We start from the raw sequence: 25,837 nt of genomic DNA on the forward strand, positions 1-25,837 counted from the left end.
TATGGAGTGTTAAATATTAATGGCTTAAAAATTAGTGTGTTAAAAAATGAAAACTTACAATTATTAAGCCAAAAATACTTTCATACTAGAAATTAGGACTTAAGCCTGATTCTTTATAGAAGTTATCTAATATATTTATCACTTCGTCTTCTGTGTCTACTAAGTGTATTAAATCTAAGTCTTTAGGACTTATATTTTGAAAAGTATCTAACAAAGTTTGTTTTATCCAATCGAGTAAACCTTTCCAAAAGTCTGTTCCAACAAGAATAATAGGAAATTTTTCAATTTTATATGTTTGTATTAGTGTAATGGCTTCAAATAATTCATCTAGTGTACCAAAACCACCTGGCATAACTACAAATCCTTGAGAATATTTTACAAACATAACTTTTCTAACAAAAAAGTAATCAAAATCTAAGCTTTTGTCATGGTCTATGTATGGATTATCATGTTGTTCAAAGGGTAAATCAATATTAAGGCCTACAGAGGTTCCTCCACCTAAGTGTGCTCCTTTATTACCGGCTTCCATAATTCCTGGACCTCCACCTGTTATAACACCGTAACCAGCTTCTACAATTGTTTTTGCAATGCTTTCTGATAGCTTATAATATTTGTTATCTGGTTTTGTTCTTGCAGATCCAAAAATAGAAACACAAGGTCCTATTTTACTCATTTTTTCAAACCCATTGACAAATTCGCCCATGATTTTAAAAATAGCCCAAGAATCGTTAGTTTTTATTTCATTCCAACCTTTGTGATGTTGTTCTTTTCTCATGTAATTCTCTTTATTTTATACGTCTTGAAAGATAATATTTTAAATTATCTTATTAAACATCAAGAACGAATTTTAACGGTAATTGTTGTTAGTCGTGCATTTCTAAATTTAATAACATAGAAATACGATAAACCTTACGTGAACTAGGGTGTTTTTCCTTTCGTATTAATTAGTTCATTTCCTCTTGACTTACAGTTTGTTATTTGCTTTTTTTGTATTCACAGTACTTGGTTTTAGTGTTAAGCTTAAGGGTATTGTTAATTATAATAAAATATTTGAATTATGGAAAGTATGATTTACTACACATCTGTTAAGGGGCTTTCTAATTGTAATTTGGTTGGATTTAAGCAAGGTATAGCTAAAGAATCTGATGTTTTTATTTTAGATGCATTAAAAAAAACACATCATGCTTTTTTTAAAAGAAGATGTAGTGTAAATGAGCAAATTGAATTATTGCTTGTTTTTAGTAGAAATAAGAATGATTCTGTCTCTATTAAGGATTCCGCGAAGCTACATGAAAATTTATCTATAAACAGTGTAGCGTTAGAGTGTCCAAAATCGGATACTATTAACATTTTGAAAAACGAAACTAAGGAAGTTGTGTTTAGAATATATACAACAGATGAGGATTATTTAGATATTACTTTAATAGTTACTAATAATAATTTTAGATATTCTAAATGTATTACTAGCATCCAAAATGGATTATACACTAAAAAAGATGTTACTAAAAGCATCTACGTATATAAAATTCCTGTTTATTATAAATTAGTTAGTGGCTTTTAAGTTATTTATTCTAGTTCTTTTTTTAGAAATTTAGCGGTGTAGCTCTTTTTATGTTTTGCAACAACTTCTGGAGTACCTTCTACAATAACTTGTCCGCCACCTTTACCGCCCTCATAACCAATATCAATAATATGATCTACGGTTTTTATAACATCTAAATTATGTTCAATGATTAGTACCGTATTTCCTTTATCCGCTAATTTGTTAAGCACAATCATGAGAACACGTATGTCTTCAAAATGTAAACCCGTAGTTGGTTCGTCTAAGATATAAAAAGTATTACCTGTATCTCGTTTACTTAATTCTGTAGCTAATTTAATACGTTGTGCTTCTCCTCCAGATAAGGTAGTGCTTTGTTGTCCTAGAGTAATATAACCTAAACCTACATCTTTTATAGTTTTAAGTTTTTTATGAATTTTTGGAATGTGCTCAAAGAAATTAACAGCTTCATTAATCGTCATGTTTAGTACATCACTAATACTTTTGCCTTTATAGCGAATTTCTAAAGTTTCACGATTAAAACGTTTTCCTTGACAGGTTTCACATTCGACATATACATCTGGAAGAAAATTCATTTCAATAACGCGTAAGCCTCCACCTTGGCAGGTTTCGCAACGCCCTCCTTTTACATTAAAACTAAATCGCCCTGCTTTATAACCACGAATCATAGCTTCGGGAATTTTTGCAAATAGCGCTCTAATTTCACTAAATGTGCCAGTATAAGTTACTGGGTTACTTCGTGGCGTTCTTCCAATGGGAGATTGATTGATATCTATTATTTTATCAATGTGCTCTAAACCTTTTATGCTTTTATAAGGCATAGGTTTTTTAACACCATTAAAATAGTGCGCATTTAAAATTGGGTATAAGGTTTCATTAATTAGAGTAGATTTCCCACTACCAGATACTCCTGTAACTCCAATCATTTTTCCTAGAGGAAATTTAACCGATATATTTTTTAAATTATTACCAGTACATCCTTTTAATATTAAGGTGTTACCATTACCTTTTCTACGTTTTTTAGGAACTTCAATTTCTTTATTACCGTTAAGGTAGTCTGCAGTTAAGGTGTTTTGTGTTTTAAGTTCGTCGGGGTTTCCTATACTTATAATGTCTCCTCCATGTTTCCCTGCTTTTGGTCCGATATCAATTACGTAATCGGCACGTTCTATCATGTCTTTGTCATGCTCAACTACAATGACTGAGTTGCCAATATCTCGAAGTGAAACTAATGAGTTTATGAGTTTCTCATTATCTCTCTGGTGTAGACCAATACTTGGTTCATCTAAAATATATAAAACACCCACTAATTGTGAGCCAATTTGTGTTGCTAAGCGAATTCGTTGTGCTTCGCCTCCAGATAGCGATTTAGAACTTCTGTTTAATGATAAGTAATCTAGTCCAACATCTAATAAAAATTGAAGTCGCGATTTTATTTCTTTTACAACTTCTTCAGCTATTTTTAATTGTTTGTCTGATAGTTTATCATTTAAATTATTAAACCAATCTGCTAATTCAACAATATCAGTATTAGCAAGTTCTGCTATGTTTTTATTATTTATTTTAAAGTAAAGTGATTCTTTTTTTAAACGAGAACCTTCACATATAGGGCATTTAACTTTGTCCATGTAATCTTTTGCCCAACGTTTAAGAGAGGTAGATTCTGCTGTTTTGTATTGGTTTTCAATAAAATTTGCAACACCTTCAAAATCTATTTTATAATCTCTGGTAACTCCTAATGTTTTACTTTCAATAGAAAATTTTTCATTCCCACCATACAAAATCATTTGTTTAGCTTCTTTAGGGATGTCTTTGTAGGCATCTGTTAATTCAAAGTTGAAGCGTTGAGCAATGGTTTCAAATTGTTTAAATATCCAGCTGTTTTTCTCTGTGCCATGTGGAGCTAGTGCTCCATTTTTTATAGAAAGTGTATCGTCTGGAATAATTTTATCTTCATTGATTTGATAAAGCATTCCTATACCATTACAATTATCGCAAGCTCCTTTAGGTGAGTTGAATGAAAAATTATTTGGTTCGGGATTAGGGTATGATATACCTGAAGAGGGACACATTAAACTTCTACTAAAATAACGTGCCTCATTAGTATCTTGATCTATAATTAATAATACATCTTCACCGTGATACATGGCGGTATTAATGGTTTCGGTAAGTCGTTTGTCATTGTCCGCCGAACCATCAATAACTAATCTGTCAATTACAATTTCAATATCGTGTGTTTTGTAGCGGTCTAATTTCATACCTTTTACAATATCACGAATTTCACCATCGGTTCTTACTTTTACAAAACCTTGTTTTGCAATTTGTTCGAATAATTCGCGATAGTGTCCTTTTCTAGAGCGAATTACTGGAGCTAAAATATTGATACGCTTCCCTTTAAAATCGGTATTAATAAGCTCCTTGATTTGCTCGTCGCTATAGCTAATCATTTTATCGCCAGTATTGTAGCTGTATGCATCACTAGCACGAGCAAATAATAAGCGCATAAAATCGTAAATTTCTGTAATGGTACCAACGGTAGATCTAGGAGATTTACTAGTTGTTTTTTGTTCTATAGCAATAACAGGGGAGAGACCGTCAATTTTATCGACATCTGGACGTTCTAAACCACCTAAAAATTGTCTAGCGTAGGCTGAAAATGTTTCAATATACCTTCGTTGTCCTTCAGCATAAATAGTATCGAAAGCCAGAGATGATTTTCCGCTACCAGATAACCCTGTAATAACTACAAGTTTATCTCTAGGGATAGATACATCAATGTTTTTCAGGTTATGTACTCTGGCTCCTTTTACTTCAATAAAATCGTTGAATTGGCTCATAAAATCGTAAAAAGGCAAATGTACAATATTAGTTATTAAATTATTGTGAAGTTTATTCAAGATTTGTAGGATTGTTACCAGTTAGATTTAAAGTTATAAATCTTTATGTATTGATATATAAATTTTAGGTTTTTGACTTTATATTGAATCTATTTTATATATTTATTTTCGATAAAATTTTGTTTAACAATTAACAGAACCCTACAATAATTTATCTTGAATGATAATTTTATGGTGGGAATATAATATTTATGAAATTATTAGGAATAGGATCTAGAATTAATCACACAGAATATGGAAAAGGAGTTGTTACTAATGTAACTTCTGAGCATTATTGGGTTACTTTTATTGAAAACGGATTAGAAACCATCGATTTAGATAGTGATTTTGAAGTTATTGAAGCAGCGGAGAATGATGTTGATACAGTTAGTTTTTTTGATATTGAAAGTAGTTTAGTTTCTATTTTAAAGAAATGGAGTGATGTTACAGAAGTGGTTCCTATTTCTGATAAATATAAAGGAGGGAAACTTATATTGGAACCAGCGGATACTAATTTAAAATCTTATGAATTACCTATCGATAAATTTTTTCATAAAATAATTATGGTTAGAGATCGTCTGCGTGTTATGGAACAACGTATTAATTCAAGTGATTTAGACGAGCAAGGTAAAATAGATTTACAACAATATATTACAAGAATTTATGGGAGTTTAACTAGTTTTAATGTATTGTTTAAGTCTAAGAATCATAATTTTGTAGGACAGAAGAGAAAGTAGTTATTTATTGATTTTTATAGAAAATCTGTGCTGATTTTAGTATTTGAGAAATTAGAAAATTTAAATAAGTCTAAAAATTCATACCTATTTTTATTCTAAAACCAAACGTACTACTCCGTCCCTTTAATCTCATCAATATCTAAAGCAAAAAATATAAGCTTATGGAAGTTTGGTAATTGTGCACCACTTTCTGTGGTTATCCAGTTAGCCCAAGAGGCTTCTATACCATCAATAGGTAGGAGGGAAGTCCACATTTTAAATGCTTTAGGCTTATTGCTTTTATCAAGTAACCATAAATACGAATCGCCTGGAGTAGTACCTCCAGTAGTATGCGTGACAAGTAAGGCTTCTTCATTATTTTCTAGAGTAACTAACCTGCGTTCAACACCATCATCAAAAACTTTATACGGAGCTACAAGCCAAAAAGAATCATTATTAAAATATTTCAAAGCCTTATTTATTAACTCTGTTTGAATCTCTCCATCTGTATTGAAACTATGGATATAAGCTTTACTCTGTGTATTATCATTTAAATCTAATTTTACTCTATATTCTTTCCAGTAGACTTCACAGCTATTATTAGCTTTATTCCACCTGTAGTGATGTCGTTTTTTAAACGTCCACTCAATATAATCAGTATTTTTAAAAGCTTCATAATTTAAAGCATCTAACATTTTGTGTGCTAAAATATCTGCTTTTTCCCCTTTAACTCCATAAGGTAACTCTTCATTATATTTAAAGTACAGGAAAGTAAAAAATAATAAGCTTGGTAAGGTTATAAATATGATACTTCCTATTATTATTTTAAAAGTTTTTTTAGGTCTTTTTTTCATGAGAGTTGTAGTCTAGTTTTGAATAGATTATTATCTAAGTTACTAAAAACTATGGTTCTATATAAACATAAAACTCAAAAACCGACAGCCGTATCATCTCCTCGATGATCTGCACCACCCTCATACGATTTATCATCTAAAACAAGTATTCCATCGACTTTACCAATAACGGGAGAATTCTTTTCATTAATTGAATAGCCTAGTTTTTCGAGTTGTTCTATTATAGATGTATTAAACGTATTTGGTTCCATTAATATTTCATCTGGTAACCATTGATGATGAAATCGAGGGGCGTCTACTGCCTCTTGCATGGTCATTTTAAATTCATGAACATTTAAAATGGTTTGTAAAACAGAAGTCATAATAGTGGAACCTCCTGGTGTACCTAAAGACATGAATAATTCTCCATTTTTTTCAACAATAGTAGGTGTCATAGAGCTGAGCATGCGTTTTTCTGGCGCAATACTATTTGCCTCTCCGCCAATAAGTCCAAACATATTAGGTTGTCCTGGTTTACTACTAAAATCGTCCATTTCATTATTTAGAAAAAAACCTAATTCAGAGCAGTATAGTTTTGATCCATAAGCGCCATTTAAAGTTGTAGTTACTGAAATTGCATTACCAAATTGATCGATTATAGAGTAGTGCGTAGTCTCATTACTTTCAATTATTTGTATATTACCATGGGAAATATTATTTGATGAAGTAGCATTTTTTAACGTAAAATCGGACATTCTTTCGCTTAAATATGTTTCACTTATAAGTGTATTTATTGGCACTTCTACAAAATCGGGATCACCTAAATAAAAACTTCTATCTGCGTAGGCGCGACGTTCAGCTTCAGTAATTGTTTGAATTGCTTTAAGAGAGTTGTGACCATATTCATCAAGATGGTATGGTTCTATCATTTTCATCATTTGTGCTAAGCAAACTCCACCACTTGAAGGCGGAGACATAGAGATTACTTTTAAATCATCATAAGTAAAGGTTATTGGAATCCTCCATTTAGCTTCATATTTAGCCAAATCTTCTTCAGTAATAATACCTCCGTTATCTTTTATAAATTTCACAAGTATTTTTGATGTCTCGCCTTTGTAAAATTCATCTTTCCCATATTTTAAAATACGTTCTAAGGTTTTTGCAAGTTTTGGGTATTTTATAGTATCGTTGGCTTTCCAATCTTTATCAAATAGTATAGAGTCTTTATTAACTTTTGTAAAAAGAGGCTGATATTTTTTAATTCTATGCTCTTGTTTTTTAGTAACAACTACACCTTTATTAGCCAAAGCTATAACAGGTTTAAGAATATTTTCGATAGGAAGCGATCCTAATTTTTCATGAACAGCAAATACACCAGCAATTGTGCCAGGAACTCCAACAGCCATAGCTCCTAAAGTGCTTTTTTCTGGTATGGTATTTTTGTTATCATCTAAAAACATGTCTTTTGTGGCAGAAAGTGGTGCTTTTTCTCTATAATCAATAGCTCCAATTTCTCCATTTGTTTTTCGATAAACCATAAAACCACCACCACCAAGATTACCAGCATAAGGATAAGATACAGCCAAAGCTAATTCGGTAGCTACCATAGCATCAAATGCATTGCCTCCTTTTTTAAGGATATCGTTTCCTATTTTAGAAGCTTCAGCACGAGCTGAAACTACCATAGCATGTTTGGTAATTAATCCTCGTTTGCTAGTTGTGTTATTACATGAGTTATTTGTTTCTTTACATGAAATTATTAGCATTAAAAATAAGGCTAAATATACAAGGTGTTTTATCATTTAATTAGGTTTAATTCAATTAACTTTTCTTTCGAAGATATAATTAATTCATCAAAAAAAATAGAGAATTCTCTTTCAAATTCCTTATAAAACTCTTCCAGCTCATATATTGCTTCGTTCATATTCGATCTATTTTTAGTTCGTCTATTCATACCTTCTAAAACTTTTGATATACCTTTGGTAGATGCATAACTAAGAAGCCAATTATCTGCTATCATGTATGGCATTATTTTTTGAATACGTATAGGAAGTAAATCGTAATGATTTTCTAAAGAATCGTAAAAAGTGTCTATATATTTTTCTAAAGGAATATTACTATAGTTTTTCCAGTTTTTAGCAAGAAAATGATCGTAAAGAATATCTACTATAACTCCAGAATAATGTCCATATTTTTTATGCAAACGCTTTGTACTTTGTCTTACTGTTTGGTGAGCGTCTGTATATGTATCGATATGTCTATGTAGTAATATGCCAATCTGTATGTCTTTTGAGTATTTTTTGTAATCTTTTCCTTTAATACCATCTGCAATAAAATTACCAATGGTAATTAAATTGTTTTCGCCAGATAAATATATGTGAGCTAAGTAATTCATTCGTGAAATTTACGAATTACGTTTTAAGAATTCCAATTTTGAAATACTATATTTGTGTTTTAATTTGAAAACTATACTATGACACTTATAAAATCAATTTCAGGAATTAGAGGAACTATTGGAGGATCTGTTGGGGAGAACCTAACACCTGTAGATGCAGTAAAATTTGCTGCTGCATATGGCGTTTGGTTAAAACAACAACGTGAAAAAGAAAATTACCGTGTAGTAGTAGGTAGAGATGCGCGTATTTCAGGAAAGATGATTCAAAATTTGGTAATGAATACGCTTATTGGCTTAGGTATAGATGTGATTGATGTAGGACTATCTACAACCCCAACAGTTGAACTAGCGGTACCTATGGAGCATGCAGATGGCGGTATTATTTTAACGGCAAGCCATAATCCAAAACAATGGAATGCTTTAAAATTATTAAATGAAAAAGGGGAATTTTTAGATGCTGTTGAAGGTGCTAAAATTTTAGACATTGCAGAAAGTGATAATATGAGTTTTGCAGATGTAGATAGCTTAGGTAAGATAACAAAAAATAAGGCATATATAGATTTACATATTATTGAAGTACTAGATTTACCTTTAGTAACAGTAAAACCAATTGAAGAAGCCCGTTTCAAGGTGGTAGTAGATGGTGTTAATTCTACAGGAGGTATTGCTATTCCATTGCTTTTAGAACGTTTAGGTGTAGAAGTTGTTAAATTATATTGTGAGCCAAATGGGCAATTCCCTCATAATCCAGAACCTTTAAAAGAACATTTAGGTGATTTATCTGCAGAGGTAAAAAAGCATAATGCTGATTTTGGTATTGTAGTTGATCCAGATGTAGATCGATTAGCCTTTATGGATGAAAATGGAGATATGTTTGGAGAGGAATATACATTGGTAGCTTGCGCAGATTATGTGTTAAGTAAAACACCTGGTAATACAGTAAGTAATATGAGTTCTACAAGAGCATTAAGAGATGTCACAGAAAAGCATGGTGGTACTTATGAGGCTAGTGCTGTAGGAGAGGTTAATGTAGTAAATTTAATGAAAAAAAATAAAGTAGTTATTGGAGGAGAAGGTAATGGAGGTATTATTTACCCAGATTCGCATTATGGTCGTGATGCATTGGTAGGCATAGCATTATTTTTAAGCTTGTTAGCGGAAAATAAAATGAGTGTAAGTGAACTTAGAAAAACTTATCCAAACTATTTTATGAGTAAAAAGAAAATTCAATTAACACCAGGTTTAGATGTTGATGGTATTTTAAGAACCATGGAAGATCGTTATAAAAATGAAGAACTAACGACTATTGATGGTGTTAAAATTGATTTTTCAGAAAGTTGGGTGCATTTACGTAAAAGTAATACAGAACCAATTATTAGAATTTATACTGAAGCGAAGTCTCAAAAAGAAGCAGATGAATTAGCAGATAAATTTATAGAAGAAATTGGAGTAATAGCCAATAGCTAAGCTAAAAAAAATGTAAAAAAAAGCACCTATTATTTAGAGGCCCCTGAAAAAGTAGCACAATATTATTAAAATCGGTAAGTATTTGAAAACACTTACCGATTTTGTATTTTGAGGTATGATAGTCCAACAGGAATCTCTTCGGTTAAGCGAGTACAGTTCTTTATATGATTTAATTGTTCCTAACACTAATTTGTTAAGGCGTATCAATGATTTAATAGATTTTAATTTCATCTATGAAGAACTTCAATCAAAATATTCTAAAACTCAAGGCAGAAAAGCAGAAAGTCCCATAAGACTATTCAAATATCTTCTGCTAAAAGTAATTTATACCATTTCAGATGTATATGTAGTTGAGCGTTCACGCTATGACATGTCCTTCAAATACTTTTTAGAGATGTTACCAGAAGAAGATGATTGCCCCAAGTACTTTAACAAAGTTTCGTAGGCAACATTTAAAGGACACCAATTTGCTGGATATGCTTATCAATAGAACAGTTAGCATTGCTGTTGAACAAGGCATCATAAAATCCAGATCAATTATTGTAGATGCTACCTATAGTTTATCAAAATCGAACCCCATTTTAGCTATAGACGTTTTACGGGAACGTTCAAAACAACTTCGCAAATCAGTTTATGCTTACCAAGAAGATTGGACCTGTAAGATGCCGGTCAAGAATCAGGGCAATGATTTAGAAAAAGAACTAGCTTACTGCAAGGAATTAGGAACCTTATTAGATGGCACTCCTACACTTAGCGAAGTTCCAGCAATAAAAGAAAAATTGAACTTACTTAAAGAATCTGTTGATGATATTGAACACGCGGCTCAAGATGTTGTTTCAAAAGATAAGGATGCAAAGATTGGCCACAAATCACAGGACAGCCCATTTTTTGGTTACAAAACCCATTTGGCAATGACTGAAGAGAGAATTATCACAGGAGCAGTTGTTACTTCAGGAGAAAAAGGAGATGGTCCAATTTTACCAGAATTAATAACACAAAGTGAACAACATGGGATTGATGTGGATACTGTTATAGGGGATGCTGCCTATTCGGGCAAAAAGAATTTGGAACTGGCCAAAGAAAAAGATATTAAAATTGTAGCTAGATTAAATCCAGCTATCAGCCAAGGTTTTAGAAAAAAAGAAGATGAATTTGATTATAATAAAGATGCCGACATGTTTGTTTGTCCAGCAGGTCATTTAGCTATAAGAAAAGCGAAACAAGGCAAAAAGAATGTTGCTAAAAATCAAGTAATCACTTATTATTTTGATGTTGAAAAATGCAAAAGCTGTCCTTTAAAAGAGGGGTGTTATAAAGAAGGAGCAAAAACAAAATCGTACTCCATTACTTTAAAGTCAGACATCCATAAAGAACAGATGGAGTTTGAAACTTCTGATCGTTTTAAAGAGAAATACAAACAGCGTTATAAAATCGAAGCCAAAAACGGAGAATTAAAAAACGCTCATGGCTATGGAAGAGCTATATCTTATGGTATAGAAAATATGCAAATGCAGAGTGCTTTAACCATATTTACTGTGAATTTGAAAAGAATTCTAAAATTAAGCTAGTCAAAATAAAGAAAATAAGACCAAGGAAGCAATAAGCATTATTTGAGCCAAAATAGAGAGTATAAAAGTGCAAATTGAATTATAAAAAGCTTAAAATCAAAAAGAGATTTCACAAAATTAATTCGTGAAATCTCTTATAATGAAGTTCGCGTTTTCAAAATACGATTACTTTTTCAGTAGCCTCATTATTTAGGTGCTTTTTTTTGATGCTTCCATCGTTTATGAGTCCAGAAATAGTATTCGGGAGCTTCATAAATTTGTTTTTCAACTTCATGTAAAAACATATCAGTTAGCTCGTAATCTTTATATTGATTAGAATCTTCTGCAAGTACCATAATTTCTGCTTCATAATAACCTCGTTTTAATTTTGTTACTTTTAAAAAAGCAGTAGTTAAATCTAATTTTTTTGCTAAGCGTTCAGCTCCTGTAAAACAAGGTGTTTTAATTCCCATAAACTCACTCCAATAAGCATCTTTGCTGGCTTTTGGAGATTGATCGCTTAAAAAACCTGTAATGCTTTTAACACCTAAAGCTTCATTTTTATTTATAATGTTTATAGTTTCTTTTGTGCTAATTAAAGTCGTTTTAAATTTAGATCGAATATCTCTAACTAGTTTATCAAAATGTTTGTTAGCTAGTTTTTTATAAACAGCTAACCCTTTAAAATTTATGTTGTTTTGAAGTACAATAGACCATTCCCAACTAGCATAATGTCCAAACATTAGAATGATACTTTTGTTAAGACTTTCTAAGCGTTTAAACTCTTCTGGGTTTTTAATCTTAAAACGTTTTTTTAATGATTTTTCTGAAATAGACATCGTTTTTGCCATTTCTAAAAACATATCACATAAATGTTTATAGAATTTTTTTCTAATAGTAGCAATTTCTTTTTCTGTTTTATTAGGGAAAACAAGTGTTAAATTGCTAGTAACCACTTTTTTTCTATAACCTACAATGTAGTAGAGTAATATGTATAATCCATCAGAAATCAGGTATAATAATTTAAAAGGTAATATAGAAATAAACCATAAAAAAGGATAAACCAGAATATAAATTAGAAATTGCATTAATTAATTTTAGATTTGTAGCAGCAAATATATGCTAATTTGACCTTAAACATTTACACCTAATGGGTAATTTAGATTTAATCACTATTATAATAATAGCAGCAAACGTTATCATATCTTATAAAGGATTTGATGATTATAGTTTTTTCGACAAGTATAAGTTTCACATTGGAGGAGTTCAAAGAGGCGAGCAAATGCGACTGTTTAGTGCTGGTTTTTTGCATGTTGATCAGCAACATCTTCTGTTTAATATGATAACCTTATACTTTTTTTCTAGTAGAGTTATTTTCGAACTTGGCAATATGGGGTTTTTAATGATTTATGTGGGGAGTTTACTTTTTGGAAATTTATTGTCTTTATATTTTCATAAAAATGAATATAACTACAGTGCAGTTGGAGCAAGTGGAGCAGTTATGGGCGTTATTTATTCTGCTATTTTATTTGACCCTTGGATGAAGATTAATTTTTTTATTCCTGGTTTTGTTTTTGGAATAGGTTATTTACTATATTCTATTTACGGAATGAAAAAAAGAGTAGGAAACATTGGTCATGATGCTCATTTTGGAGGTGCCATTGGTGGTTATGTTATTACGCTTATTTTGTCTCCTTGGTTATTTGAAGCTGATTTATTAATAGTTGGCTTATTAGCAGTTCCAATAGTAATATTATTTCTTTTGAAGAAAATGGGGAAAATGTAGTATTAGTTCTTTTTTAATTAAACAAGGAGCCATACGGGTTTTTAATATAACTCCTTGTTTTGTTTATAAACAACTAGTAAAAATATTCTTTACTGGATTCGAACTTACCATCATTATAGCATTCTACTATTTTTGGATAATCATTTTTATAAGTATATTCGTATACTTTTGTCGTAGTAAAACCATTCTCTATATCGGTTTTTTTAGTTGTATTGTTACTATAACTTTCTAACCCTCCAAAATCTAGACTTAAAAGGTTAATGATTCCTATTGAATGAATGTTTCTATAAGGCCCATTTTTATCATCATATTCATATGATAGTTCATAATCAGTCTCGACTTCTTTTAATATGTTTTGTCCTTTGTAAGTCATTGTGTAACTTCTGTTTAAAGTTGTTTGTGAGTTTAAATCGCCAATGTATACTTCAACAGAAACGGTGTTATCTACATTTTTTTGGAAATCATACCTAAAGGTATTGTCACCTATTATGTGGAGGATATAACTAGCAATTCCACCGTTTTCATTATAGGTTAATATTGTGTAAGCGTTTTGTTCTCCATCTCTGTAACTATCTACTCTTGTTAATTTATTATTATCGTAAGTGTATTCAGTTTTATAATCATCAGAAGATATGATACTTAAAAGTTTATTTCCATCGTAGTTGTAATTTGTAGTAATAACTTCATCATCAATATCAGTTTCAATAATTTTTTTTAATAAGGTGTTGTTGTCTTGTGGATTTTTAGAATCATCACTAGAACATGAGAAAATAGCAATGCTTAATGTGAAAAATAAGAAAAAGTTTAATTTCATTTTATATGATTTAAGTTTATCGTGCGAATATATGTATAATTAGAAAAGATGAATCTTTATTTATTTAAGTTTGCTTAAAATTTTTGGAATAATAAATTTACTTATGGCATAGCTATTGAATTTATAATAAAGATGAATATATTTGATAGGTTGTAATCTATTGATATATAGATCTTTAAAATGATTAATGTAAATTATAATGAATGATCGATCTTGTTTTAATGACAGATTGACCTAAATATATATATGAAGAAATCTAATTTTATTACCCTTGACAGTTTGTCATTGCAGGAATTTGATGAAAATTCAGAATTAATTCCTTTAATGACTCCTGAGGATGAAGAAGCAATAAATAATGAAGAGTTACCAGAAACACTTCCTATTTTATCATTAAGAAATACTGTATTATTTCCAGGTGTTGTTATACCAATAACTGCTGGTAGAGATAAATCTATTAAGTTGATAAATGACGCTAATAAAGGCAGAAAAATAATAGGAGTAGTGGCTCAAAAAGACGAATCTATTGAAGATCCGTCTGCTAAAGAAATAAATGAAACAGGAACGGTTGCTACGATATTACGAGTTTTAAAAATGCCTGATGGAAATGTAACAGTTATTATTCAAGGTAAAAAACGCTTTAAAGTAGCAGAAGTTCTTACAGAAGAACCATACATGAATGCTACTGTAAGAGAGATTCCTGAGGCCAAACCTGTTGTTAATGATAAAGAGTTCTCAGCTATAATTGATTCTATTAAAGAACTAGCTTTAGATATTATTAAGGAAAGTCCAAACATTCCTAGCGAAGCTTCTTTTGCTATAAAAAATATTGAAAGTAATTCTTTTTTAGTAAACTTTGTGTCTTCTAATATGAACCTTTCGGTTTCAGAAAAACAATCTCTTTTAGAAATTAATGATTTGCAACAACGGGCTTTAGCTACATTAAAGTATATGAATGTTGAATTTCAAAAGTTAGAGCTAAAGAATGATATTCAGTCTAAGGTTCAAATGGATATGAGTCAACAACAGCGTGAATATTTCTTGCATCAACAAATGAAAACCATCCAAGAAGAGTTAGGTGGTGTTAGTCATGATGAAGAAATTGAAGAAATGAAAGCTAAGGCAGTTGAAAAACAATGGGACGAAAAGATTGCTAAGCATTTCGATAAAGAAATAGCTAAAATGCAACGTATGAATCCGCAAGTAGCAGAATACTCTATTCAACGTAATTATTTAGAATTGTTTTTAGATTTACCTTGGAATGAATTTAGCGAAGATAAGTTTGATTTAAAGCGCGCTATGAAAATTCTTGATAGAGATCATTTTGGATTGGAAGATGTAAAACGCAGAATTATTGAATATTTGGCAGTTTTAAAACTTCGTAACGACATGAAGTCACCTATTCTGTGTTTATATGGACCTCCAGGTGTTGGTAAAACATCATTAGGGAAATCTATAGCTGAAGCCTTAGGAAGAGAATATGTACGTATCTCGTTAGGCGGTTTACGTGATGAGGCAGAAATACGTGGACATAGAAAGACTTATATAGGAGCTATGCCAGGACGTATTATACAAAGCTTGAAAAAAGCGGGTACATCTAACCCCGTTTTTGTTTTAGATGAAATAGATAAATTATCTAATTCGCATCAAGGAGATCCTTCTTCAGCTATGCTGGAAGTTTTAGACCCTGAACAAAATAATGAGTTTTATGATAACTTTTTAGAAATGGGTTATGACTTATCTAAAGTCATGTTTGTAGCTACTTCAAATAGCTTAGCAACTATTCAACCTGCATTGTTAGATAGAATGGAGATTATAAATGTATCTGGCTATACTATTGAAGAAAAAGTCGAGATAGCAAAGCGTCATTTATTACCAAAACAATTAAAAGAACACGGTTTAACAGAAACTAATTTAAAAATTGGAAAAGCCCAATTAGAGAAGATAGTAGAAGGGTATACTCGTGAGTCTGGTGTTCGTGGTTTAGAGAAACAAATAGCAAAAATGGTGCGATACGCAGCAAAAAATATTGCTATGGAAGAAGATTATGATGTTAAAGTTTCTAATGATGATGTCATTGAAGTTTTAGGAGGACCAAAATTAGAACGTGATAAATATGAAAACAATAATGTAGCAGGAGTAGTTACAGGCTTAGCATGGACACGTGTTGGCGGAGATATTTTATTTATAGAATCTATTTTATCAAAAGGAAAAGGAACCCTTAGTATTACAGGAAACCTTGGTAAAGTGATGAAAGAATCTGCAACTATTGCTATGGAATATATCAAATCTAATGCTGATGAGTTTGGAATTGATACTGCTGTTTTTGATAAGCATAATGTACATATTCATGTTCCTGAAGGAGCAACACCAAAGGATGGTCCAAGTGCAGGTGTAACCATGTTAACTTCTTTAGTTTCTTTATTTACTCAGAAAAAAGTTAAAAAGAGTTTAGCAATGACTGGAGAAATTACGCTTCGAGGAAAAGTACTTCCTGTAGGAGGAATAAAAGAAAAGATTTTAGCAGCTAAACGAGCTAAAATTAAAGAAATTTTATTGTGTGAAGATAACCGTCGAGATATTGAAGAAATAAAAGAAGAATATTTAAAAGGGTTAACCTTTCATTATGTAACAGATATGAGTGATGTTGTGAAAATAGCAATCACAAGTCAAAAAGTGAAAAACCCTAAAAAAATATAATTATATATCGTAAAAAGCCTCTATTTATATAGAGGTTTTTTTGTTATATAAAATAAAAGATATATGTCTTCGTTTTAAGCTTATCCTGTCTTTATAAAATATGTTAAGAAAAATTATAACGTTTTTTTGTTTGCCTATTTGTGCTCTATCTTTTGCGCAAGTTGGGGGAGAAACTACATATCAATTTTTAAATTTAGTATCATCACCACGTCAAGCATCACTTGGTGGTAAAGTTCTAACAAATGTTGATTATGATGTTACCCAAGCTCTTTTTAATCCAGCCACTATAAATGTAGAAATGGATAATCAATTAGCTGTAAATTATACAAGTTATTTAGGGGGTATCGGTTATGGTACTGCTGCTTATGCTTATACTGTAGATAGACGTACACAAACATTTCATGCAGGAATTACTTATATAAATTATGGATCGTTTGATGGTTATGATGAAAATGGAAATGCCACAGGATCTTTTAGAGGAAATGAAGCTGCTTTGTCTTTGGGTTATGCATTACAAATAGGGTATACAGATTTTTATTTTGGAGCTAATGTTAAACTTATAACATCTAAATTAGAACAATATAACTCTCTTGGGGCTGCTGTAGATTTAGGATTAATATATATAAATGAAGATATAGATTTTAATGTAGCTCTAGCTGTTAGGAATTTGGGAACCCAAATAACTACCTATGCAGGACTTAATGAGCGCTTACCTTTTGAGGTCGATTTTGGTATGTCGCAACGTTTAGAAAATGTTCCAATTCGTTGGCACCTTACTTTAGAAAACTTACAAGAATGGCCTATCGCAAGACCAAACCCAGCTAGGTCTGTTAACGATTTAGGAGGTGGGCAAACAGATGAGAAGATAGGTTTTATAGGTCAAATAGTTAGGCATGCTATTATTGGTGCCGAGATATTTCCAGAAGGAGGCTTTAATATTCGTTTAGGATATAATTTTCGTAGAGCTGAAGAATTAAGAATTATAGAACAACGTAACTTTTCTGGTTTATCTGGTGGTATTTCAATAAAAATGAATAAAATGCGCTTCAGTTATACGCATGCTAAATACACAAGTGCCGCTAATGCAAACTTTTTTGGATTGCAAATAGATTTGCAATAAGAAATATTTTAATAAATTAAATTTAAGATTTTCTAGTAAAATAAGTAATTAAATTAAAAGTGTTTTACTTTTTGTGCGTTATACATTTTAAGTATTTTTGATACTTAAAACAAAATCTTTATGACTAAAATTACCATTGCAATAGATGGTTTTTCCTCTACAGGTAAAAGCACTGTTGCTAAACAATTAGCAAAGCACCTAGGTTATGTATATGTAGATACAGGAGCTATGTATAGAGCAGTAACATATTATGCTATTCAAAATGGACTTATAAATAAAGAAGATTTTAATAAAGAAACACTAGTATATCAATTACAAAATATTCAGGTAAATTTTAAGTTTAATGAGACTCTTGGTTTTGCTGAAGTTTATTTAAATGGGGTGAATATTGAAAACGAGATTCGAACCCTAGAAGTATCTAGTTTTGTTAGTAAAGTTGCTGCTATTACAGAAGTTAGACGCAAGCTTGTCGAGCAGCAGCAAGAAATGGGGAAAAATAAGGGTGTGGTTATGGATGGTCGAGATATTGGAACTGTAGTTTTCCCAAAGGCTAATCTTAAATTATTCATGACAGCCTCTGCAGAAACACGAGGAAAAAGACGTTACGATGAGCTTATTAGTAGAGGAGATCGGGTTAAATATGAAGATGTCTTAAAAAATGTTCAAGATCGTGATTATTTAGATTCTAATAGAGAAGATTCTCCATTAGTTAAAGCTAAAGATGCTATTGAAATAGATAATTCCAATATGACTTTAGATGAACAGTTTGACAAAATTTTGAATTTAGTTAAAATGGCACTTAAGGAAATAGAATAAAAATAACTTCTAGATAATGTTTTTTATATTTTATAGAATTACTAAATAGGTTAGTAACTGCAAAATATTTATCATTATAGTTAAGTGTGTTAGTTTTTAATAAAATGACGACTTAATGTTTCATATTAACCAAAACAATAATTATAATGAAAAGTATTTTGTCCCTATTACTACTTGTTTGTTTAAGTGGATTTTCGCAAACAATCGATTTAACAGCATATGATAAATTTTTAAAAGATCATGTGTCATCTAAAGGTGTTGTGGATTTCGATAAAGTTTTAGAAAATATAGATGAGTTACATGAAATTACTCGTAGTTTTTCTAAAATATCTCCAAATAATGGATGGAGCATAAGTGAAAAAAAAGCATATTGGATTAATTTTTATAATGCTAATGTAATAAAACTGTTAGCTAAACATTACCCTATTAAAAGTATTAATTATGTACAAAATGCTTTTAGTATAAAAGATATTGATTATGCAGGAAGTAAGATATCTCTGGATGATGTGGAACATGATATTTTACGAAAATTAGAAGACCCTAGAATACATTTTGCTTTATATTCAACAGCAATGTCATCTCCTATATTAAAAAGAACGGCATACGAAAATGACTCTGTAGAACGAGATTTAGGATTAGCAACTAGTAATTTTTTAAATGATCCTACAAAGAATAAAATTGGATCGAGTTTAAGTAAGTTGTCAAAAATTTTTCAATGGTATAGCGATGATTTTGCTAATTTAAAGGACATGATAAGTTTTATTAATAAACATTCAGGAGGTGCCAAAATTAATGCAAAAACTAAAGTGCTATATATGGATTATGATTGGAATTTACATCGTAAAATATAATGTAGAAGTAAAAAAGACTATTAGGTAACTAATAGTCTTTTTTGTTTTATTTGTAAATTATTAAGATTTATAAATTTGGGATAATTAATTCTTGATCTGGATGAATTACATCTGGATTTTTTAGAATATTAGAATTAGCTTTAAAAATTTCTTGATATTTTGAAGCATTTCCGTAGTATTGTTTAGCTATTTTACCCAAAGTTTCTCCACTTTTAACAGTATGTCTATGAAAAATACTATCATCAGCTACTTCAATGTTAGCCATAATATCTGAAGGGTTTTCACCACCTATTTCTTTAATTTTATCCCAAAGAAGATTTTTCTCATAAGGAGTACTAGCAGTTCCTTTAATTTTTAGAACACCATTTTCTTCTTTAACGTCACCGTTTTGAATATTAAGTGATTCTCCTAGATCTAATACTTTTTGGTATTTTGCTTTCATAATGATTTATAAGTTTTAATGATTAATTGTATTGAACAATATAGCAATTATTTTATTTTTTTATACTAAAATAATGTTTAAGATATTGTTTCTATTTAATAAGACACAAGAAAAGTAAAAAGTCACACTAATTATAATTACTCATTTTTAGGTAATTATCTCAATAATGTTTATTTTTGCACTCCTTTTAGCGAATTATCGGAAAGATAAGAGGAATGAAATCATAAAATAATTTAACGCTTCTGTGTGTTAATCGCTCAAATCTTCCGAAAGCATGCAGAATACAAAACGTAATATAATTAAGTTTCTCAAACGTGGAAATTTTAAATTATAATTACACAATATTTTAAATGGCTGAAAAAGCAAAACAAGCTGAAGTTGAAGCAACAGAAGCTCCAGCAGTACAAGCTCCAGTAATTTCTGAAGCAAAAGCTAATCCTGAAAAATTCTTAAAAGAGTTCAACTGGCACAATTACCAAGAAGGTATTGATGAAGTTGACGATTTACAACTTAAAGAATTTGAAAAATTAGTAGCAGAAAATTTCGTTGATACTTTAAATGACGAAGTTGTTGAAGGTACAGTAGTACACATTTCTGATAGAGATGCTATTATTGACATCAACGCAAAATCTGAGGGTGTTATTTCTTTAAACGAATTCCGTTACAACCCTAACTTATCAGTTGGTGATAAAGTAGAAGTATTAATTGATGTACGTGAAGATGCAACAGGACAATTAGTATTATCTCACAGAAAAGCACGTGTAATAAAAGCATGGGATCGTGTTAATGCGGCTCATGATACTGGAGAAATCGTTAATGGTTTTGTTAAATGCAGAACTAAAGGTGGTATGATTGTAGATGTTTTTGGAATTGAAGCATTCTTACCAGGTTCTCAAATTGATGTTAAACCAATTAGAGATTACGATCAATATGTAAATAAAACTATGGAATTCAAAGTTGTTAAAATCAACCACGAATTTAAGAATGTAGTAGTTTCTCATAAAGCACTTATTGAGGCTGATATTGAAGAACAAAAGAAAGAAATTATTGGTCAATTAGAAAAAGGTCAAGTATTAGAAGGTGTTGTTAAAAACATTACTTCTTATGGTGTATTTATTGATCTTGGTGGTGTTGACGGATTAGTTCACATTACAGATTTATCTTGGTCAAGAATCAATCATCCAAATGAGATTGTTGAATTAGATCAAAAACTTAATGTTGTAATCCTTGACTTTGATGAAAACAAATCAAGAATCCAATTAGGATTAAAACAATTAAGCAAACATCCATGGGAAGCTCTTGCAGAAGAGGTGAAAGTTGGTGATAAAGTAAAAGGTAAAGTAGTTGTCATTGCAGATTACGGTGCATTTATTGAAGTAGCTGATGGTGTTGAAGGATTAATTCACGTATCTGAAATGTCTTGGTCTACACATTTACGCTCTGCTCAAGATTTCGTTTCTGTAGGAGATGAAGTTGAAGCAGTAATCTTAACTTTAGATAGAGAAGATCGTAAAATGTCACTTGGTATCAAACAATTAACTCCAGATCCATGGACAGATATTACAGGTAAATACCCATTAGGGTCTAAACATACTGGTGTTGTACGTAACTTTACAAACTTTGGTGTTTTTGTTGAATTAGAAGAAGGTATTGACGGATTAATTTATATCTCAGATTTATCTTGGACTAAGAAAATCAAGCATCCAAGTGAGTTCTGCGCAGTTGGTGATAAATTAGACATTAATGTATTAGAATTAGATGTTGAAGGACGTAAATTAAGTTTAGGTCACAAACAAACTACAGAAAATCCTTGGGATAAGTATGAAACTGAATTCGCTTTAGAAACAGTTCATACAGCTGTATTAGCTGAAATAGTTGATAAAGGAGCTACTGTAGAGTTTAATGAAGATATCGTTGCATTTGTACCAACTCGTCATCTTGAAAAAGAAGATGGTAACAAACTTAAAAAGGGAGATACTGCAGAATTTAAAATCATTGAGTTTAACAAAGATTTTAAACGTGTTGTAGCATCTCATACAGCAATCTTTAAAGAAGAAGAGATTAAAAATGTAAAAGCAGCAGCTAAAAAAGCAGCTACTGCAGCAGCTGAGGCTAAACCAACTTTAGGTGATGCTAATGATGCTTTACAAGCTCTTAAAGATAAAATGGATGGAAAAGCATAATTTTCTAAACATTATATAATATGAAAGCCTTCAATTTCTTGAAGGCTTTTTTTTATTTGTAAATCTCGTATCAAAATAGTACTAAGACCAAGTATGGCTTAAAAGTATTAAAACTAGTAATGAGTTTGAATATAAGGTTATATACTAGGCTGTACAGTAGGTTGTATTTTCTTTGATATAGAATTTAATTCAGAGGCTTTAAGTATGCCAACTATTATAAATAATACCATAGATATAAATGTGTGATGATTTGCAAGCCATAAACCAATAATATATATAAATACACAAATAAAACCCATTTTATTTTTATTTAAATAGATTGATGTTTTTGAGGTCGTTCCGTGAAGTTTAATAATAGAATTTCTTAGAAACATAAATGACAATTGACTCATAAGAAGTACAAAACCGTACAATACAACAGGAACTATATCTGTATGGTGATCACCATCTCCAATCCAATTAGTAGTAAACGGAATTACAGATAACCAAAACAGAAAGTTTAAATTTGCCCATAAAATTTTATTGTTTATTTTTTCTGTAATCTTAAATAATTGATGATGTTCAAGCCAATAAATACTGACATAAAAAAAGCTAACAAAATAACTAATAAACGTTGGAATTATTTCAAAAAAAGCTTTTAAGGTATATTCTTTAGGGGCTTCTAATTCTAAAACCATGATAGTAATAATGATTGCTATTACACCATCACTAAATGCTTCTAACCTTTCTGATGTCATTTTTTAGGATTTATAAATTAATAGTTATAATTAATCAATACTTAAACTTTAAATTGTATGAATTTGCTTTCAAATTTAATTTTATTATTTATAACATCAAAAAATAAATATCTTATTTTTTGATGTTTAGGAAGTTATTAATTTATTTCCATTTTGATATATAGTTACAAGTTCAAGTATGTCCAGCTTTTATGCAAAAGTGTTTTGGTGTAGATTTGTATACATATTTAAGTACGAGGGGAAAATGGACATCCAACGATGATGATAGTAATTTATTGATAATTTAAGGTATACAAATGGTGAATATTAATCAGAATATCTACCAACAAATTATTTTAAGGAGCTATTTTATTAAAGTAGTTTCAACTTCTGGAAGTGAGTATAAAGCCTTTATTTAAAAATAACTTTTTATAATGGATAGTTTTAGTTGAATACTATCTAAATATTTCATGTAAGTGCGCAAGGAATAGAAATGAAAAGCCCACAGCGAGGTACGTAGCGAGGACTTGTAATGTATAGCCCGACCCGATAGGGATGTGCTATAATAAAGTTTGGTATTAATGGTTTTTACTTCTAAAATTTTGCCTTACCTTTGTTTACCACAATATGTTTGGATAGTATATGAGTCAAAAAGTTTTACTTAACGCAAAAGAGGTAAACATCATTCTTCATAGATTGGCTTGTCAGCTTATTGAGAAACACAACGATTTTTCTAATACGGTTTTAATAGGATTACAACCACGAGGTGTTTTTTTAGCAGATAGATTAGCTAAAATATTAGAGGAAGATTATAAAATAAAGAATATTCAATTAGGGCATTTAGATATCACTTTTTATAGAGATGATTTTCGTAGAGGTGAAAAAACGCTTGAAGCCAATACCACAAAAATTAATTTTATTGTTGAAGATAAAAATATTGTTTTTATTGACGATGTACTTTATACGGGTAGAAGTATTCGAGCAGCGTTAACTGCGATACAATCTTTTGGAAGGCCTAATGAAATAGAATTACTAACGTTAATAGATAGACGTTTTAGTAGACATTTACCTATTCAGCCTGATTATAGAGGTAGACAAGTAGATGTTATAAATAATGAAAAAGTAAAGGTAAACTGGAAGGAACATGATAATGAGGATTCTGTTTACTTGATTGAGAAGTAATAGTTTTACTAGAGAGTATAAAGTTAGGCGTATCCAGACCTAAATGAATTAAATAACAGGCATTAATAATTGCCATTAGAATATTAAAAAAAACATGAGTGAGTTAAGTGTCAATCACTTATTAGGAATTAAATATCTTAAAGAGGAAGATATTCAACTTATTTTTGAAACTGCAGATCATTTTAAAGAAGTGATTAACAGACCTATTAAAAAAGTGCCTTCGCTTAGAGATATAACCATTGCAAATTTATTTTTTGAGAATTCAACAAGAACGAAATTGTCTTTTGAACTTGCAGAGAAACGTTTGTCTGCAGATGTTATTAATTTTTCTTCGGCGCAATCTTCAGTAAAAAAAGGAGAATCTTTAATAGATACTGTAAACAACATTTTATCTATGAAAGTAGATATGGTTGTTATGCGTCACCCAAATCCTGGAGCAGGTGTATTTTTATCTAAACATGTAAATGCAAGTATTGTTAATGCTGGTGATGGAGCCCACGAACACCCTACACAAGCTTTATTAGATTCTTATTCTATAAGAGAAAGGCTAGGGGATGTTAAAGGGAAAAAGGTAGTTATTGTTGGTGATATATTACATAGTCGGGTAGCGCTATCAAATATTTATGCATTACAACTTCAAGGCGCTCAGGTTATGGTATGTGGGCCAAAGACTTTGATACCAAAATATATAGATAAATTAGGTGTAAAAGTAGAAACAAATTTACGAAAAGCTCTTAATTGGTGTGATGTAGCAAATATGCTTCGTGTACAAAATGAACGTATGGATATTAGTTATTTTCCTTCAACTAGAGAATATACACAACAATTTGGGGTTAGTAAAGATTTGTTAAATTCTTTAGATAAAGAGATTACAATAATGCACCCTGGGCCAATTAATAGAGGTGTTGAGATTACTAGTGATGTTGCAGATTCTAAGCAATCTATTATATTGGATCAAGTTCAAAATGGAGTTGCTGTTAGAATGGCAGTTATTTATTTGTTAGCTTCAAAAATAAAACAATAAATTATGATTATAGATCAAAACGGAAATACAGCTATAATAACGCAAGAAAAGGCAACTGTTATAGAATTGATTAAAAAGCTGCAAACGCTGTACCCTAAATTTAAAAATAATAATATTATCATTACTCTGTCTTCATTAAAAGAAGTATTATTGGAAGATATTGTGGAGTTTTTAAATATATCTAATACGCATAGAAATGCAAAACATTCTTTTGTAATTGTTTCTGATAAAATCGACTTAAATATAGTTCCAGATGAAATTATTGTAGTTCCTACTGTGCAGGAAGCTTACGATATTATAGAAATGGAAGATATAGAAAGGGATTTAGGATTTTAATTATGACCAATTTTTACCTAACTCAAGTAAATGTTGCTAAGAGATTAGCTCCTATGGACGATCCTATTATGCAAGATTTTGTTAATAATTTGGATAGAATTAATGCTATAGCAGATGATAGTGAGGGTTTTATTTGGAGATTAAAAGACGAGGTTAAAGAAGAGGCTGTTCAAGTTTTTAAAGATGACGAACTAATTATAAATATGTCTACATGGGAGAATTTAGAAGCTCTTTTTAATTACACTTATAAGTCTGGACATATAGAAGTTTTTAAACGAAAAAAAGAGTGGTTTAGTAAAATAAAGATGATGCATATGGCATTTTGGTATGTACCTAAGGGATATGAACCTACTTTTCAAGATGCTAAAGATCGCTTAGATTATATAAATAAATATGGAGATACACCATATGCCTTTTCTTTTAAAAGTAAATTCACAGCTTTAGATTCACTGAATTATAAACGTCTTATATAAAA

The 25,837-nt window shown here is 30.5% G+C and carries 22 protein-coding genes and 1 pseudogene; 14 read left to right on the forward strand and 9 right to left on the reverse strand.

Annotation, left to right across the window (positions count from 1 at the left end; all coding sequences use genetic code 11):
- Positions 1–85: 85 nt before the first annotated feature.
- A complete protein-coding gene (locus tag A8C32_RS07810; RefSeq protein ID WP_069829870.1) occupies positions 86–775 on the reverse strand; it encodes an LOG family protein in 690 nt (229 codons plus the stop codon).
- A gap of 282 nt (positions 776–1,057) precedes the next feature.
- On the opposite strand from A8C32_RS07810, the gene A8C32_RS07815 reads away from it, so the two are divergent.
- Complete coding sequence (locus A8C32_RS07815) at positions 1,058–1,561, forward strand: hypothetical protein (protein ID WP_069829871.1); 504 nt, start codon at positions 1,058–1,060, stop codon at positions 1,559–1,561.
- Positions 1,562–1,566: 5 nt separating this feature from the next.
- On the opposite strand, the gene uvrA is transcribed toward A8C32_RS07815, so the two are convergent.
- Positions 1,567–4,398, reverse strand: a complete 2,832-nt coding sequence (gene uvrA, locus A8C32_RS07820) for an excinuclease ABC subunit UvrA (RefSeq protein ID WP_069829872.1) — start codon at positions 4,396–4,398, stop codon at positions 1,567–1,569.
- Positions 4,399–4,649: 251 nt separating this feature from the next.
- On the opposite strand from uvrA, the gene A8C32_RS07825 reads away from it, so the two are divergent.
- Positions 4,650–5,174 (forward strand): DUF8685 domain-containing protein, encoded by a 525-nt coding sequence (locus A8C32_RS07825; RefSeq protein ID WP_069829873.1) that lies wholly within the window; start codon positions 4,650–4,652, stop codon positions 5,172–5,174.
- 110 nt (positions 5,175–5,284) lie between these two features.
- Here A8C32_RS07825 and A8C32_RS07830 read toward each other — a convergent pair whose 3' ends face one another.
- The 3 genes from A8C32_RS07830 to A8C32_RS07840 all read right to left on the reverse strand — a co-directional run bounded on the left by A8C32_RS07830 (position 5,285) and on the right by A8C32_RS07840 (position 8,381).
- Entirely contained in the window at positions 5,285–6,007 is a 723-nt protein-coding gene (locus tag A8C32_RS07830; RefSeq protein ID WP_069829874.1) for a hypothetical protein, read from the reverse strand.
- A gap of 74 nt (positions 6,008–6,081) precedes the next feature.
- Positions 6,082–7,788, reverse strand: coding sequence for a gamma-glutamyltransferase (gene ggt / locus A8C32_RS07835; RefSeq protein WP_069829875.1), 1,707 nt, complete (start codon positions 7,786–7,788; stop codon positions 6,082–6,084).
- Entirely contained in the window at positions 7,785–8,381 is a 597-nt protein-coding gene (locus A8C32_RS07840; protein WP_069829876.1) for an acyl carrier protein phosphodiesterase, read from the reverse strand. The genes ggt and A8C32_RS07840 overlap by 4 nt, the downstream gene beginning before the upstream one ends.
- Positions 8,382–8,459: 78 nt before the next feature.
- On the opposite strand from A8C32_RS07840, the gene glmM reads away from it, so the two are divergent.
- Together glmM and A8C32_RS07850 are read left to right on the forward strand one after the other, a co-directional pair.
- Complete coding sequence (glmM, locus tag A8C32_RS07845; protein WP_069829877.1) at positions 8,460–9,848, forward strand: phosphoglucosamine mutase; 1,389 nt, start codon at positions 8,460–8,462, stop codon at positions 9,846–9,848.
- A 115-nt stretch (positions 9,849–9,963) separates the two neighbouring features.
- Positions 9,964–11,416: pseudogene (locus A8C32_RS07850) on the forward strand (IS1182 family transposase).
- Between the two features lie 185 nt (positions 11,417–11,601).
- Here the strand turns inward: A8C32_RS07850 and A8C32_RS07855 are convergent.
- Positions 11,602–12,483: a lysophospholipid acyltransferase family protein gene (locus A8C32_RS07855; RefSeq protein WP_069829878.1), complete on the reverse strand. Its 882-nt coding sequence runs from the start codon at positions 12,481–12,483 to the stop codon at positions 11,602–11,604.
- A 62-nt stretch (positions 12,484–12,545) separates the two neighbouring features.
- Between A8C32_RS07855 and A8C32_RS07860 the strand changes: the two genes are divergently transcribed.
- Positions 12,546–13,181, forward strand: coding sequence for a rhomboid family intramembrane serine protease (locus A8C32_RS07860; RefSeq protein WP_069829879.1), 636 nt, complete (start codon positions 12,546–12,548; stop codon positions 13,179–13,181).
- A 73-nt stretch (positions 13,182–13,254) separates the two neighbouring features.
- Here A8C32_RS07860 and A8C32_RS07865 read toward each other — a convergent pair whose 3' ends face one another.
- Positions 13,255–13,995: a hypothetical protein gene (locus A8C32_RS07865; protein WP_069829880.1), complete on the reverse strand. Its 741-nt coding sequence runs from the start codon at positions 13,993–13,995 to the stop codon at positions 13,255–13,257.
- A gap of 246 nt (positions 13,996–14,241) precedes the next feature.
- On the opposite strand from A8C32_RS07865, the gene lon reads away from it, so the two are divergent.
- From lon to A8C32_RS07885, 4 genes are all read left to right on the forward strand, one after another.
- Complete coding sequence (gene lon, locus A8C32_RS07870) at positions 14,242–16,692, forward strand: endopeptidase La (RefSeq protein ID WP_069829881.1); 2,451 nt, start codon at positions 14,242–14,244, stop codon at positions 16,690–16,692.
- A 100-nt stretch (positions 16,693–16,792) separates the two neighbouring features.
- On the forward strand, positions 16,793–17,812 hold the full coding sequence (gene porQ / locus A8C32_RS07875; protein WP_069829882.1) for a type IX secretion system protein PorQ: 1,020 nt from the start codon (positions 16,793–16,795) through the stop codon (positions 17,810–17,812).
- A gap of 120 nt (positions 17,813–17,932) precedes the next feature.
- The gene (cmk, locus tag A8C32_RS07880) at positions 17,933–18,628 is read left to right on the forward strand and encodes a (d)CMP kinase (protein ID WP_069829883.1); all 696 of its coding nucleotides are present in this window, start codon (positions 17,933–17,935) and stop codon (positions 18,626–18,628) included.
- A 146-nt stretch (positions 18,629–18,774) separates the two neighbouring features.
- A complete protein-coding gene (locus A8C32_RS07885) occupies positions 18,775–19,479 on the forward strand; it encodes a DUF547 domain-containing protein (protein WP_083253288.1) in 705 nt (234 codons plus the stop codon).
- Between the two features lie 67 nt (positions 19,480–19,546).
- On the opposite strand, the gene A8C32_RS07890 is transcribed toward A8C32_RS07885, so the two are convergent.
- Positions 19,547–19,927, reverse strand: a complete 381-nt coding sequence (locus tag A8C32_RS07890; protein WP_069829885.1) for a LysM peptidoglycan-binding domain-containing protein — start codon at positions 19,925–19,927, stop codon at positions 19,547–19,549.
- 344 nt (positions 19,928–20,271) lie between these two features.
- Here A8C32_RS07890 and rpsA point away from each other — a divergent pair, with 344 nt between their 5' ends.
- Positions 20,272–22,104, forward strand: coding sequence for a 30S ribosomal protein S1 (rpsA, locus tag A8C32_RS07895; protein ID WP_069829886.1), 1,833 nt, complete (start codon positions 20,272–20,274; stop codon positions 22,102–22,104).
- 137 nt (positions 22,105–22,241) lie between these two features.
- Here rpsA and A8C32_RS07900 read toward each other — a convergent pair whose 3' ends face one another.
- Positions 22,242–22,841 carry a TMEM175 family protein gene (locus A8C32_RS07900; RefSeq protein WP_069829887.1) on the reverse strand — a complete coding sequence of 200 codons (600 nt, stop codon included), beginning with the start codon at positions 22,839–22,841 and terminating at the stop codon, positions 22,242–22,244.
- Positions 22,842–23,462: 621 nt separating this feature from the next.
- Between A8C32_RS07900 and pyrR the strand changes: the two genes are divergently transcribed.
- From pyrR to A8C32_RS07920, 4 genes are all read left to right on the forward strand, one after another.
- Positions 23,463–24,002, forward strand: a complete 540-nt coding sequence (pyrR, locus tag A8C32_RS07905) for a bifunctional pyr operon transcriptional regulator/uracil phosphoribosyltransferase PyrR (RefSeq protein WP_069829888.1) — start codon at positions 23,463–23,465, stop codon at positions 24,000–24,002.
- A 94-nt stretch (positions 24,003–24,096) separates the two neighbouring features.
- A complete protein-coding gene (locus tag A8C32_RS07910) occupies positions 24,097–25,026 on the forward strand; it encodes an aspartate carbamoyltransferase catalytic subunit (RefSeq protein ID WP_069829889.1) in 930 nt (309 codons plus the stop codon).
- A 3-nt stretch (positions 25,027–25,029) separates the two neighbouring features.
- The gene (locus A8C32_RS07915; RefSeq protein WP_069829890.1) at positions 25,030–25,362 is read left to right on the forward strand and encodes a ribonuclease Z; all 333 of its coding nucleotides are present in this window, start codon (positions 25,030–25,032) and stop codon (positions 25,360–25,362) included.
- A gap of 2 nt (positions 25,363–25,364) precedes the next feature.
- The gene (locus tag A8C32_RS07920) at positions 25,365–25,835 is read left to right on the forward strand and encodes a DUF3291 domain-containing protein (protein ID WP_069829891.1); all 471 of its coding nucleotides are present in this window, start codon (positions 25,365–25,367) and stop codon (positions 25,833–25,835) included.
- The last annotated feature ends 2 nt before the right edge of the window (positions 25,836–25,837 follow it).

Source organism: Flavivirga aquatica (genome assembly GCF_001747085.1).
GTDB lineage: Bacteria > Bacteroidota > Bacteroidia > Flavobacteriales > Flavobacteriaceae > Algibacter_C > Algibacter_C aquatica.